This window comes from Paenibacillus sp. 7516 (assembly GCF_002272715.1).
Lineage (GTDB): Bacteria > Bacillota > Bacilli > Paenibacillales > Paenibacillaceae > Paenibacillus > Paenibacillus illinoisensis_A.
In genome coordinates this window covers 50,686-64,450 of sequence record NZ_NPBI01000033.1, presented here as the reverse complement: position 1 = coordinate 64,450, position 13,765 = coordinate 50,686, and the positions used below count along the sequence as shown (strand labels likewise).

General features: G+C 53.2%; 9 protein-coding genes. All 9 read left to right on the top strand.

Annotated elements, in window-relative coordinates:
* Window positions 1–6: 6 nt before the first annotated feature.
* Entirely contained in the window at window positions 7–5,244 is a 5,238-nt protein-coding gene (locus tag CHI14_RS24190; protein WP_095292018.1) for a WIAG-tail domain, read from the top strand.
* A gap of 285 nt (window positions 5,245–5,529) precedes the next feature.
* The gene (locus CHI14_RS24185) at window positions 5,530–6,417 is read left to right on the top strand and encodes a glycosyltransferase family 2 protein (protein WP_095292016.1); all 888 of its coding nucleotides are present in this window, start codon (window positions 5,530–5,532) and stop codon (window positions 6,415–6,417) included.
* A 4-nt stretch (window positions 6,418–6,421) separates the two neighbouring features.
* Window positions 6,422–7,510: a glycosyltransferase family A protein gene (locus CHI14_RS24180; RefSeq protein ID WP_249281227.1), complete on the top strand. Its 1,089-nt coding sequence runs from the start codon at window positions 6,422–6,424 to the stop codon at window positions 7,508–7,510.
* Entirely contained in the window at window positions 7,507–8,280 is a 774-nt protein-coding gene (locus CHI14_RS24175) for a glycosyltransferase family 2 protein (RefSeq protein ID WP_095292015.1), read from the top strand. Before CHI14_RS24180 ends, CHI14_RS24175 begins: the two co-directional genes overlap by 4 nt.
* Window positions 8,277–9,008 carry a sugar phosphate nucleotidyltransferase gene (locus tag CHI14_RS24170; RefSeq protein WP_095292014.1) on the top strand — a complete coding sequence of 244 codons (732 nt, stop codon included), beginning with the start codon at window positions 8,277–8,279 and terminating at the stop codon, window positions 9,006–9,008. The genes CHI14_RS24175 and CHI14_RS24170 overlap by 4 nt, the downstream gene beginning before the upstream one ends.
* 801 nt (window positions 9,009–9,809) lie before the next feature.
* Complete coding sequence (locus tag CHI14_RS24165; RefSeq protein ID WP_249281226.1) at window positions 9,810–10,457, top strand: GT-D fold domain-containing protein; 648 nt, start codon at window positions 9,810–9,812, stop codon at window positions 10,455–10,457.
* Window positions 10,458–10,521: 64 nt separating this feature from the next.
* The gene (locus CHI14_RS24160; RefSeq protein ID WP_170948259.1) at window positions 10,522–12,075 is read left to right on the top strand and encodes a glycosyltransferase family 2 protein; all 1,554 of its coding nucleotides are present in this window, start codon (window positions 10,522–10,524) and stop codon (window positions 12,073–12,075) included.
* A gap of 210 nt (window positions 12,076–12,285) precedes the next feature.
* Window positions 12,286–13,242, top strand: coding sequence for an aminoglycoside phosphotransferase family protein (locus CHI14_RS24155; protein WP_249281225.1), 957 nt, complete (start codon window positions 12,286–12,288; stop codon window positions 13,240–13,242).
* A gap of 187 nt (window positions 13,243–13,429) precedes the next feature.
* Window positions 13,430–13,708: a glutaredoxin family protein gene (locus CHI14_RS24150; protein WP_095292011.1), complete on the top strand. Its 279-nt coding sequence runs from the start codon at window positions 13,430–13,432 to the stop codon at window positions 13,706–13,708.
* Window positions 13,709–13,765 lie beyond the last annotated feature (57 nt).

The following is a 13,765-nucleotide window of genomic DNA, read 5'->3' as shown; positions in this document are numbered from 1 at the left end:
AGCTGCATGAGTAAAAAAGGCAATAAGAAGGTTCCTACGCCGAAACTGCGGCATGTGAGCCCCAAATTCAAGGAACTGGAACTGACCGAACGCCGTGCAGGCACCATGAATTCAGGTCTATCCCAGAATAGGGAAGAGCGCTTGAATACCAATAAACCGGATTCGAGAGCGAGTCAGGCACCCGGAGAATTCTCATACGAATCAACGGAACTCCCTGCCTCTACGAACGAGCTGGAAGACCTGGTAATCGCAGCCGAAACGAATGATTCTGAACCTGCAGCATCGGATAGCGAGGATGTCCAGACGCAAGATAGTCCGGAAAAGCAGATTCAGGTAAGCAGTGTCGCTTCGCTTGCTCTGGAAGAGCAAGACATCATTCAGCAGGAGACCGCAGGTAGAGACCGCTTGGAGATTCTGAACCAGAACCAGATGCCCGGCCATACCGGTCACTATATCTACACGGATGATCTGAGTGATTATGCGGTTACGGAGAGCAAGCTGGCTCCATTCTCTGTGGATGACTCCAAGCTGAAACCCGGTGCAGTCGGCAGTGAAGCATTGCAGGATTATGCGGTGACCAGCATTCACATTGCAGATGGGGCGATTGTCTCCGCCAAACTTGCAGAGGCTTCGGTATCCGAGGAACACCTGATTGATGGCTCTGTGTCCGGTCACAAAATACGCAATGCGTCGATTGCCGGCGAGAAAATCAAAGACGGCAGCATTACATCGCAGAAGCTCGGCAATCAGGTCATCGATTCGGCCAAAATTGCTGATGGCTCTATCGGCACAAGACACCTTAGCCGCATGCTGGTTACGGAAGATTTAATCAAGAATCACGCCGTAACCGGAGATAAGATCGCCATTAGCGGTGTCGATACCCGGCATCTTACGGGAGGCGCCGTGCATACGTCCAAATTGGCTGACGATGCAGTGACCACTTCCAAAATTCGTGAAGGTGCTGTCACAGGCAGCAAGATTGAAGATAAATCCATCGATTCTCACCATATTCAGGACGGAGCAGTGAAACAAACCCATCTGGCAGAAGGAGCGGTCGGTCGTTCGCAATTATCGATTGGCAGCATTGGGAGTGATCAGATCGAGGATGGATCCATACAAACCAGGCATTTGGCTGAGGGTTCACTCAGTGGAAAACATTTGCTGGATGGTTCCATCGGTTCAAGCCAGATTCGTGCACAGGCGGTGGGTAAGGAACAGCTGGGCAAAGGGGAAGTCGGCAGTGAACACCTGGCTGAGGGAGCTGTAACCAGCAGCAAACTGGCAGACCAGTCGGTTGGAACGGCCAAATTGCTGGAGCAGGCGATCACGGCTTCCAAGATCTCGGACCAAAGTGTCATTGCTTCCAAAATTGCGGATGAAGCGATACAGAGCAAACATCTTGCCAAAGGCTCCATTCGAGCGGAACATATCGTCAATCGGGGAATTACACCGGTACATGTGGATAATGCTGCGATTCACTCGATTCACATTGCGAGTGGAAGCATTGAGGCACCTCATCTGTCTACCGGAAGTGTGTCCGGAGAAGCGCTAGCAGATGGCGTGGTATCCGAGCGGCATCTGGCTGAGGCTGCGGTGGGTACGTATGAATTACAGGATGGTGCAGTGACAGACGTGAAGCTTGCGGATGGAAGTGTGACATCCGAGAAACTGGGAACAGCATCGGTTAGCAGCAGAGCGCTCGCTCCGGGAAGTGTCGCATCCTCGCATCTTGCAAACGGTGGTGTTACGGGTACACATCTGGCTCCAGGAAGCGTGGGGTCTGAGGCCCTGAGACCATATGCCGTGAAATCGGAGCATCTGACAGAACACGCCGTAGGTGTCCCTCACCTTCAGCCGGGTAGTGTTGAAACGGATGCCATTGCACGTGCGGCAGTTACAACGGACAAATTGGCTCCTGGCAGCATAACTTCGGCTCAGCTGGCTGGAGGGTCCATTTTTCCGCCGCATCTGACAGATCATTCGGTTACCTCCCCCAAGCTCTCACCAGAGAGTGTTGCTACGGATAAACTGGCGGATTTTGCTGTCACATCAGCCAAACTGGCAGACGGCAGTGTGACTTCTTCCAAGATCATGGCAGAAAGCATTAACGCCAAGCATATCCCTGCCGGAACCATACGTGGTTATCATCTGAAGCAGCATGCTGTCTCTCTGGAACATTTATCGGAGGAAATACGTTCACCGGAATTATTCGCAGATGGCAGTATCACAGGCAACAAACTGCGCCATGGGTCCGTAACTGCAGACCACTTAACAGCAGACTCGGTATCGGGGACCGAATTACAAGAGGGTGCCATAAGTAGTAAGCATCTGCAGGATTCCGTTGTGCAAACGGAACATCTGGCAGAGGGCAGTGTGAAGTCCGATCATCTGGGCCATCATGTCGTAAACTCAGAGCATCTGAAGCCAGACATTATCCATGGTGAGCATATTGCTGAACAGGTTATCACCTCCTATCACCTGGCTCCGGGGTCTGTTGAAACAGACCATCTGGCACCTTTATCCATCACATCGGCTCACCTTCAACCCGGCTTGATCAGTGGGCTGCACCTTCAGGCAGAGTCGACAAGTGCGGTTCACCTGCAGCAGGGCGCAGTACATTCCCGCCATATTCAAGATGGTGAAATTCTTCCGCATCATATCCATGAACGCAGCATCGGAACGGCTCACCTGGAGGAAGAAGCAGTAAGTACAATTATACTGCAGGAAGGAGCCGTAACAGGCTCCAAGCTGGCAAGCGGCAGTGTGGATGGCAGCAAATTGGCCGCAGGAACGATTGAGGCTGCCCACATTGGAGACGAAAGTGTGCAGTCCCGTCATATCCAGGAGGGAGCCATCCTCGCGAATCATATTCAAGAGGGCAGTATTGGCGAAGCTCATCTGGAAGAGGAGTCGGTAAGTGCAGTTCATTTGCAAGATGGGTCGGTAACGAGTGCGAAGCTGGCGGAAGGCAGTATCAGCGGCAGCAAATTGCTCGAAGGAACGATATCCGCAGCTCATCTCGCAACGGAAAGTGTGCAATCAGAGCATATACAGGCAGATGCGATCCATGCCGATCATATTCAGGAACGGAGCATCGGTACAGTTCATCTGGAAGAAGATGCGGTAAGTGCAATTCACCTGCAAAATGGATCTGTAACGAGTGCCAAGCTGGCCGACGGCAGTGTGAGTGGAAGTAAGCTGGTCGAAGGTGCGGTATCCGGTATTCATATCACCTCCGAAAGTGTGCAATCCCGTCATATCCAGGAAGGAGCAATCCTTGCTGACCATATTCAGGAGCGCAGCATTGGCACACCCCATCTGGAAGAGGAAGCGGTAAGTGCGATTCATTTGCAAAATGGATCTGTAATCAGCGCCAAACTGGCCGACGGCAGTGTAAACGGAAGCAAGCTGCTTGAGGGAGCCGTATCCGATATTCACATTGCAGGTGATAGTGTGCAATCCCGGCATATCCAAGATGGGGCAATCCATGCTGGCCATATTCAAGAATGCAGCATCGGCACAACTCATCTGGAAGAGGAGTCGGTGAGTGCAATCCATTTGCAAAATGGATCTGTAACCAGTGCCAAACTGGCCGACAGCAGCGTGAGTGGCAGCAAGCTGCTGGATGGAACGATATCCGGAATTCATATTGCAGCGGAAAGTGTGCAATCCGGGCATATTCAGGCAGGTGCCATTCATGCAGATCACATCCAGGAGCGCAGCATCGGCACAAACCATTTGGAAGAGGAAGCGGTAAGTGCGGTTCACCTGCAAAATGGGTCCGTCACGAGTACCAAACTGGCCGATGGCAGTGTAAGCAGCAGCAAAATACTTGAAGATACTGTAACAGGAGTTCATCTTGCATCGGAAAGCGTGCAATCCCGTCACATTCAGGAAGGAGCCATCCTGGCTGGCCATATCCAGGAGAACAGCATCGGTACGGTTCACTTGGAAGAGGAAGCGGTAAGTGCAGTTCATCTGCAAGATGGGTCGGTAACGAGTGCCAAACTGGCTGATGGCAGCGTAAGCAGCAGCAAATTGCTTGAAAATGCCGTATCCGATGTCCATATTGCGAATGGAAGTGTGCAATCCCGGCATATTCAGGTGAAAGCCATTCATGGCGATCATATTCAGGAACGCAGCATTGGAATCTCCCATCTGAAGGCGGAATCGGTAAGTGCGATACATCTGCATAATGGTTCCATCACAAGTGCGAAACTCGCCGATGGCAGTGTAAATAGCAACAAATTGCTTGAAGGTGCAGTATCCGCTATCCACCTGACAGACAAAAGTGTGCAATCCCGCCATATTCAGGATGGAAGTATCCTGGGTGATCACATTCAAGAACGCAGTATCCGTACAGCTCACTTGGAAGAAGAATTGGTCAACGGGATTCACCTGCAAAACGGATCTGTCACGAGTGCCAAATTGGCTGACGGCAGCGTAAATAGCAGCAAACTGGCTGAACAAAGTATTACTTCCAATCACTTGAACGCGGGCATTGTAGGCCCGGCGCACTTGAGCGAAGAGATCTGGAATGCAATTCGACAGTTCAGTGGAGAAACGCTGGAGAAGCTGGCGGCGATCAAACGTCAGGAAGCGCTGCTTCAGGGAGCACAAGAGGCTGTACAGCCTTCACAGCCAGTGATCCTCACAGAACTGCCAAGTGCAGATCTGAGGGAAACCCCAACGTTCCAGACACCGGGGCAGGAGCCGGGACAACAAGTACAGGAACAGCCATCACAAGCCAATCAGCTTGGAGAAACAGTAGCCGATTCCTTGACGACAGCTGATATGGTTCAGCAACAGGTACAGAAGCCACAACCTGAACTTCCTCAGAACGATAAAATCACGGCGTTTGAACTGAGTGAGCAGGCGGTTAAACAGGAGCATCTGAGTGAAGGTGCTGTTGGAAGCGGCCAGCTGCAGCATGGAGCAGTTGGTCCTGAACACCTGTCATTCCAGCCGGTTCGCAGTGTCAGTCGTCAGCCGGTCGTTCAGCAGTTCGGCATGGAAGCCTTTATCTTGCCTGAAAATGAACAATGTGTTGAGGTAACGGTAGCATTCGAGCAATCATTCGCATCAGAACATTATGTGATTGTAGGAATGAGTAATGATCGCGGATTCCAGGTATCACTGCTGTCCCAGAGTGAGGATGAAGCGGTATTGGAAGTATTCCGTACACCTGGATGCAAGCACACCTATGGTTTGTTGTCCTGGATTGCAGCGGGTCCTGCAAATTAAAAAGATACGTCAAGTCACGAAGTTCATGCACAAAAGCGGTTCCTGGAATTGTCCGGGATACCGCTTTTGTTCCTATATTAGAAGGTCCTCTAAAAAAGTGAAGGAGCAGGTGTGCGATTTTTATTTTGACCAATATGCACTGAAGGGTGAGGCTGAATAACTCTTTTCCTGCCAGAAGCTTATGGAAATCAAGGACAAACGCCGTTTCCACTATTCCCTGATTACATAGAATAACGTGTACTCCCTTGGCATGTTGAGTATTTTTGAGGGTGGGAGGTGACAGTATTGCAGCAGCGTCGTCGTACTGTTCATTCAGCAGCCAAACTGGTGAGCCGAAAGAGGAAGCAGCTGAACAAAAGACGTGTAAAACCCGTGAGCAAGAAGGGTACGGGAACCCCCAGATACGTCATCCCCCCAATACGGGAGGAAAACCATCCAAACAACCCCATGCTTTCGGTGATTATACCGGCAATGAATGAAGAAAAGACGATTGGCAGAGTCGTTAGGCAGGCGCTTCGCATCTGCAGGGATTCCGAAGTGATTGCCGTGGTCAACGGCTCAACGGACGGCACGGCAGCAGCGGCACAGGCAGCAGGTGCAAGAGTGCTTTTGTATACGGAAGCTCTGGGTCACGACGCAGGAAGAAGAATGGGGGCAGCAGCTGCTCGCGGAAGAATCCTCCTGTTTACCGATGCAGATATCCTCATACCTGCAGAGCAGCTTGCTCCCTATGTTCAGGCCATATTAGATGGGACAGATGTTGCGCTTAACGATTATGACGGTCCTATTAAACGAAATCCTGTACATCCAGTGGTGGAGGCCAAGCATGTCCTGAACAGCATCCTGGCCAGGCCGGACCTGCAGGGAGCTTCAATGACAGCCATTCCGCATGCGTTAAGCCGCAGGGCACTTGATGTTATAGGCGTTCCTTCGCTGGAGGTTCCTCCGCTTGCATTAGCCAAAGCCGTGTCGAGTGGATTAGAGGTACGCGCCGTTCATCATGTACCTGTAGGTACAATGAATGCGGTTCGGGTGAAACGGCGAAGCGGGCCAGATCCGCTGAGCCAAGTGGTGCTGAATGATCATCTGACAGCGATCAGGTGGATCACCGACGAACTCGGTCCACGCGGAGGGTATTCCGACCTGCAGCGTGTTCGCTGTCTGACGAGGTGAGAAGATGAAAGAACGTTCGAGAGTTGTCCGCCATCGTCGGACGATGAAAAGACAACTGGCGTCCAGACGGAACATTCCCGGGAGAAGGCGGCCGAAGGGCCCGACAGCGAAAGCTCCAGAACCCATTTTGAATGCAGTATGGAAGTCGGGTCATCAGGCAGGACGCAGTGCACCTGAAGATAGAACATTGGCTGTCCAACATGCACGTCTTGCTTGGCGTGAGCACTGGCAGTCCATCTCGGGAAATTTCGGAAGTTATGAAGCTGCCATGCAGGCAGGGAAAGCATATATGCAAGGATACGTGCAGGGTGCAGGATATCCGGTGGATATCGTTCCGCTCCCCCTCCATCATTCTGCTGCTGCTGTTGTCTGTGCGTGCAATGAAGAACGGACACTCGGAAAAGTAATGGCACAGTTAAAGCGGCTGCCGCTGAAGGACATCATTGTTGTGTTGAATGGAACCACGGACGATAGTCTAGATCTGGTGCTGGCCGAGTCCGATATAACTCTTGTGTATGAACCGGATCGGGCAGGACATGATGTAGGCCGCGCACTTGGAGCGAAAATGACCGAAGCGGAAGCGATTCTTTTTGTGGATGGGGACATGGTGCTTCCGGCAGAACAACTGGCCCCTTTTCTGTATGCAGTGGACCGGGGAAGCGATGTGGCCCTGAATGATCTGAACGCATTACTTCCTCCATTTGCCCGGCAGGATGATGTGAGCCGGATCAAGGCGTATCTCAACCGTACTCTCGGAAGACCTGATCTGGGGTCCAATTCCCTGACTGCCGTCCCGCACGCCCTTTCCCGCAAAATGGTTCTGACCGTTAAGCATGAATCTCTGGCTGTCCCGCCGAAGGCGCAAGCCATGGCGATCCGTCATGGTCTAAGCGTTACGGCGCCTTGCCAGGTGGACGTCATTCGCTCCAATCGTCTGCGTACCACGAATACAGGCAGTGGTAACGAAGTCGCGGGATTGATCATTGGGGACCACCTGGAGGCGATTGCAGCCTGGATGGCGACAGCAGAGCATGGGCCGGATTCGCGGATGTTATCTCGAGCCGAAGTGGCTTACAGGAGGAACGCCCGATGACACTGACGAGTATCGTGATTCCAACGTATAACGGACTGGACCTGCTGAAGCCGTGTATGGATGCCATTCGGGAGAATACCGGAGCAGGCACGCCTTACGAGATTGTGGTTGTGGATAACGGTTCCGTCGATGGTACGGCAGCCTATTGTGCCCGTGAACGAGTCCGATTTGTTCGATTACCGGAGAACCGGGGTTTCCCAGCAGCCTGTAATGCCGGGCTGCGTGCGGCTTGCGGTGATGAGCTGCTGCTGCTTAACAACGATGTCACGGTAACCCCGCGGTGGCTCGAAAATCTTCGTATCGGACTCTATAGTGAAGCAAACATCGGAATCACCGGTCCGGTAACTAATTATGCAAGCGGGATTCAGCAGGTTGACCTGGAATTTGGAAGCATGGAACAGTTCCAGCAATTAGCGGCAGCCAACAATGTCTCCGACCCAACCAGGTGGAAGGAAGTCAGCCGCATCGTAGGACTGTGCATGTTGTTTCGGCGAGAGGTTATGGCGTCCATCGGCTTGCTTGACGAAGCCTATTCGCCTGGACATTATGAGGATGATGATTATTGTTACCGGGCTCGCATGCAAGGGTATCGACTGCTTGTATGCAGAGATGTACTTGTGCATCATCGCGGCAGCGCGAGTTTTCAGAAGACGGACCCGGCTGCATGGAAGCAATTGCTGGAACGTAATCGCTCGATATTTATCCATAAATGGCATGTCGATCCACTTGAATATATTGAGACATCCGATGAGGGAGGGAATGTGGAATGAAAGGTGTAATTCTTGCTGGAGGAACGGGAACACGGCTGTATCCTCTGACGCGGCTGATTAACAAGCATCTGCTTCCGGTCGGTAAACATCCGATGATTGTGTATGGCATCGACAGACTCCGTCAGGCGGGGATTGAGGATATTCTGATTGTGATGGGCAAACATTCGGCGGGACTGTATACGGAGTATCTGGGCGGTGGAGCCGAGCTTGGAGTCCGGTTGACCTACCGGATTCAGGAGCAGGCGGGAGGCATTGCTGAAGCACTTGATTTGGCGAAGTCCTTTATCCTTCCTGGTGAAAAGTTTGTCGTACTGCTGGGTGACAACCTGTTCAGTGATGATCTGAAACCTTATGTTGATCGTTATGTGCAGCAGCCTGCGGGAACAGCACGTGTGCTGCTGAAAGAGGTGGATGATGCCAGACGTTACGGTGTACCTGTCTTTGACGCGAACCATCCGGAGCGCATATCGTACATTGAGGAAAAACCAAGCCAGCCGAAAACCTCTTACTGTGTAACAGGGATTTACATGTACGATGATCATGTATTCCATCTGATTGACGGCATTACGCCTTCGGCACGCGGGGAGCTTGAAATTACGGATGTCAATAACCACTATGCTTCTGCTGGAGGCCTGGAGTATGACATCTTGCAAAAATACTGGAGCGATGCAGGTACCTTCGAATCGCTGCAGGAAGCTGCAGTCCGCATGAAGGGACAACTGCCATAACATCATGCGCCTGATGCTGCCGCTGTGCGGTGCCCCTTGGGAACCGAGTAACCTGCGCCGGAGCTGGAAGGAGGCTCCGGCGCTTTGTGCAGCGGCACTCCCGTGCATGCCGAGGGAGGGAATGCCATGAGAGTAGCGAAACGGACCGGGCACACGGAAGCCAAGGCGACAGGTAAACCGCGGGGTACTCGCCCGGCAGCATTTCAAGGGCAAGGCGTTCTGATGGTGACGGGAACCCCAGAGGCCCGAACCCGGCGGGCTACCGTCAAGCCCGGGCATCGCACTGCGCGGGCCCCGGCGGGCGCACGTACTGCTGTGCCGCGTAAGCCTGCCGGCAGGAAGGCCGCTGCACGCCGCCGCTCCGCTGGCAGGCGCGGGCATGCCGCGGCGCACGGCCGCCGCCGCGCAGCAGCCCGGCACACGCCGCGTCCGGCTGCGCGCCGTGCGCCAGTGCCCGCTCCGCAAGCCAGCACACCGCAGGCGGTGCCTGCTCGCGGTGCGGGCACAGCCCCGCTCCGGGCGACACACCACCCGCATGGTGGCGTCGCCCCTGCGGGGCAAGCTGGCGCTGCTGCTGCACATGCGGGCAGCGCCAAGGCCCTGCCGCCTGCAGAGCCGGCAGGTGCACCCGGCGGCTACGCCGAGGGCTACCGCGACGGCGTATTCGCGGGCGGAGAGGCGCTGGTGGCGCAGCACATCCCGCCGGACCACATTCTGCCTGCCGTAGCGGCGGCAGATCTGATCGCGGCGGGTTTCCGCCAATATGCGCCCAGCCTCACCCGTCTGGCCAGCCCCCACGAGGTGGCTGACCAGATCCGGGGGGCGCTGGATGCACAGCGCCCCCTATCGGTCGTTCGCCTCGGAGATGGCGAACTGCTCACGCTGGCAGCCGATACGGTACTGCCCGGCGAGCAGGTGCAGGAGCTGGCACCGTTCCTGCCTTACGCAGGGGTGCCGCGCTCCGTTCCCGAGATTCGGGCAGCGCTGGCCGAAGCGATACAGGGTGCGGATTGGGTAGGCGTTCCGATCTCGCGGGCGCCCACGTTTCAAGGCTTGTTATTCCCGGTGATGCGCCACTTCGGGATTGACTGGTCCCGGTTGAAGCTGACCAGTTCCACAATCAACTATAGTCTGCATCAGGCGGGGCTGCTGCTGCCTATCCTGCAAGGCCGCCGCGTGCTGGTGATCGGCAGTCAGGCAAGCGGGCTCGGTGCACTGCTTCTCAGTCACGGGATCCATGTGACGGGCATGATTGGTTCTGTTGCCGGGGTTATGGATGTTCCCAGGGTGTTGCAGGAAACGGCAGCGCATTCCTTCGATATTGCTCTGGTGGCTGCAGGAGTTCCGGCCGTAATCCTGTGTCGGCGCATTGCCGGCGAACTTGGCCGGGTTGCTCTGGATTTTGGGCATTTGGCTGATAAATTGGTTACAGGAGAGCTTCATCTCTAATGGAGTCTGGCGGATGGTTGACGCAACGCGACGCATCCGGACGAGGGGAAATGGAGGAAGCAACATGAGCAAACCAGGTATCATATCCAAGCATCGGGGTGCTTCCGGACCCGCCAAAGTTGTTTTGCATTCCGCTGGAAAGAGCACAGTGCGGAAGTCGGGACACAGAGGGAAAGGCAAGCGGGGGGCCCGAGCTGTCAAACTGTACAAACAAGGGTACAGTAGGGGATACGATGAAGGGGTAAGACAGGGTCAGAGTTCATTTGGATTGTTATTTGAAGGGGTCAGCATCATTATTCCGACCTATAATCAGCGGGAGTATGCCCTTAAATGTGTATCCAGTATCGAGAAACATACGCCTGCTCCTTACGAAATCATTGTGGTGGATAATGCTTCGAAGGACGGCACGGCAGAAGCGATGCTGCGTAAAGGCGGCATGGTGAGAGTGGCTGCACTGGATGTCAATCGCGGATTTGCCGGAGGTGTCAATCAGGGACTGATGATGGCGAGAGGCCGTCATATCGTGGTGCTGAATAACGATACGCTGGTCACGCCAGGCTGGCTTGATAACATGATGGCCTGCCTGGACAGTGATCCGGAGATTGGTCTGGTCGGCCCAGTCACCAACTATATAGGAGGTGATCAGCAGATCGATGTTCCGTATTCCGAGGTGCAGGATATGTGGTCCTTTGCCGCCAGACACAACCGGCCTGACCCTGGTAAACACCGGGTGACCGAACGGCTTGTCGGCTTTTGCTGGCTGTTTTCACGAGAGCTGCTGGAGCGGGTGGGATATCTGGATGAAGGATATGCGGTGGGCAATTTCGAAGATGATGACTGGATGATTCGGGTGAAGCTGGCAGGATATAAGCTTGCGGTCGCAGGAGATGCCTTCATTCATCACTTTGGCAGCGTCAGCATGAAGGCGCTGGGCGAACCGGATTTTGCGGCAGTGAACAAGGGGAACGAACAATTTCATTCCAGGAAGTGGGGAGATCCTCACGCTCTGGTCGCGAAAACATTGCAGCTGGCACAACATATGGCACAGGAGAATTCATCGGTAGCGCCGGATTCCGCCCATTTGAGCAAAACCAACCCGCGCCAGCAATTGTCCACGAAGGGCAGTCAGGACGAGGTGCCGAAGACAAGACGCAGCAGCGACTTTTATCCGGAAGGCTGCTTCGTGTCCGATGCAAAAGGCGATGTATACCGTCTGGCGGGAGGACTGCGCCGCAAGCTGAATATTCCCGTACCGCGAGGCATATCCCCTGTTCAGGTAGCCAAACCGGATCTGCTGGGGATCCCTGCCGGAGAAGCGGTAGTGTCATCAAGTGAAATTCGGGGCTGGCCGCTTGAAGTGAGGCATGTACATGTTTCATCGATTCATGACTCGGACACGGGTTGGACGGAAGGCTGTATCCTTGCGGCAGCTGATGCGCCGGAGGTTCGGTATCAGATCAGCGAGGGCAGACGGAGAAAGTTCGCAACGGTATATGCAGCAGAACGATGGGGCGTACATTCCGGTCATGTCTTGAGCGTGTCTCCGGAACAGCTGCATGCAATTCAGGAAGGCTGGCCCATCATCGCCCCGCCGCAGCTCTTAAACGAAGATTTGTAAAGATGAGGCTCGCTGTGGACCGGTTCGGCATGATGCGAGATGTAATGTGCAGCGTACGGCTCCATTTCATTTCGCATCCAGGCTTTCCATGCGTTACATAAAAGGCAATCTTATTTTTGTAGATGATTGAAAAGTAAGCGATTTCATTTTACACTATGACCAATTGAATCATCGCAAAGCTAACCTAAGCATGCGGTAGGGGGATGGTGCATGATGAAGAATGAAATCATCGTACTGGCCGAACGGATAGCCAGTCATTTTTTGCAGGAAAAAGTCAAGACAGCACATCAGATTGTTGGGAAGGGTTTCGTCAATCAGGTTTGTGTAGTTGAGACGGAGCAGCACAACGTTATTGTGCGCATGAACGATAAAGACCAGTATCCGATCTTTATGAAGGAACGATGGTGCCTTGAGCAAGCAGCAGCGGTTGGGGTTCCAGGTCCAGAGACGTTATCCGTTGGAATCACGGATGAAACAGCTTATATGATTCAAACAGTTGTCCAGGGAGATAACGGACGGGATGCAACGATTGACACAATGGAGATCTGGAGAAAACTCGGTAAGTACGCCAAACGGATTCACTCCATTCCGGTGGCAGGTTTCGGAGAACGGATGGACCCTGTCTCAGGTACATTTTATTCCCCGCCACATGCGGGATCAGATGGCAGCTGGCAGGGATTCGTCCAGTACAATATCAACAGCTTGACGGAGCATGATCCCTTAATTGAACTGGGTGTACTAACTCAAGCAGAATCGAAAAGGATCAGACAGTGGTTCGAGCGTTTGAAAATGGAAACGTTCCGTTTTGGCCTGTGCCATGGTGATCTCTCATTGAAGAACACGATGGTTGATTTGGCAGGCCAAATTACACTATTGGATTGGGGAAATGCAGAAGTCACTGTGGTCCCGTATGGCGATATCATACATATGATACGATGCCAGATCCATGGAGAAGGACCCAATAGGGTAGAAATAGAAGCCTTTATAGAGAGTTACGGGCTGAATGAGTATGAGCTGGATCAGATGAGACTTGTCATGGTCTTGAAGACCTTTGATACGCTTCGATGGGCTATCGATCAAAGTCCAGGTGAGGTTGATTTTTACGCCGGGATGGCCCGGAAAGTCATTACTCTGGTCAATGAAGCAAGCAGAGATGGATGGATGTAGTCGCCTTTTCAAAAAAATTAAATTTAAATCTTTCTATGCTGCTATAGGTTTATTCTATTAGCAGCTCCATTGACGCTTGAGGGTACGAAGAGTACATTTATAGCCATAATTCTTATTTAACAGGTAGGAATTAAAGGTCTGAGGCATGCCTCGATCTTATCCTTGAATACAATCAGGAGGGTTATCGATGTCTACATCACCCAAAAAAGTAGTGCTATGGAGCAAAACAGGCTGTCATTTCTGTGGAGAGGTCAAAGCGTTTTTGACGTCCCGGAATCAGCCTTTTGAGAACATTGAAGTGGAAGGCAATGATGTGCTGAGGGATGTGCTTGAAGCGAAATACGGCATTCGGCATGTTCCTGTCATTGAAGTTGGAGGAGAAGGCAAGTTTGAGGCTTTGCTGGAACCGGATCTGGAGAAACTTGCGGCGCTTTTGGCCCAGCCGGACGAAGCGGCAGCTGTCTGATCGTCCTTTGCACAATCGGATTGAATTCGTCGTTTCCGGCTATAGAAAGCTGCTGGG

Excerpts from the sequence above, each read along its gene's own strand:
- CHI14_RS24150 (WP_095292011.1), top strand. The coding sequence starts at position 13,430 with ATGTCTACATCACCCAAAAAAGTAGTGCTATGGAGCAAAACAGGCTGT.
- CHI14_RS24190 (WP_095292018.1), top strand. The coding sequence starts at position 7 with ATGAGTAAAAAAGGCAATAAGAAGGTTCCTACGCCGAAACTGCGGCAT.
- CHI14_RS24160 (WP_170948259.1), top strand. The coding sequence starts at position 10,522 with ATGAGCAAACCAGGTATCATATCCAAGCATCGGGGTGCTTCCGGACCC.
- CHI14_RS24180 (WP_249281227.1), top strand. The coding sequence starts at position 6,422 with ATGAAAGAACGTTCGAGAGTTGTCCGCCATCGTCGGACGATGAAAAGA.
- CHI14_RS24170 (WP_095292014.1), top strand. The coding sequence starts at position 8,277 with ATGAAAGGTGTAATTCTTGCTGGAGGAACGGGAACACGGCTGTATCCT.
- CHI14_RS24155 (WP_249281225.1), top strand. The coding sequence starts at position 12,286 with ATGATGAAGAATGAAATCATCGTACTGGCCGAACGGATAGCCAGTCAT.
- CHI14_RS24175 (WP_095292015.1), top strand. The coding sequence starts at position 7,507 with ATGACACTGACGAGTATCGTGATTCCAACGTATAACGGACTGGACCTG.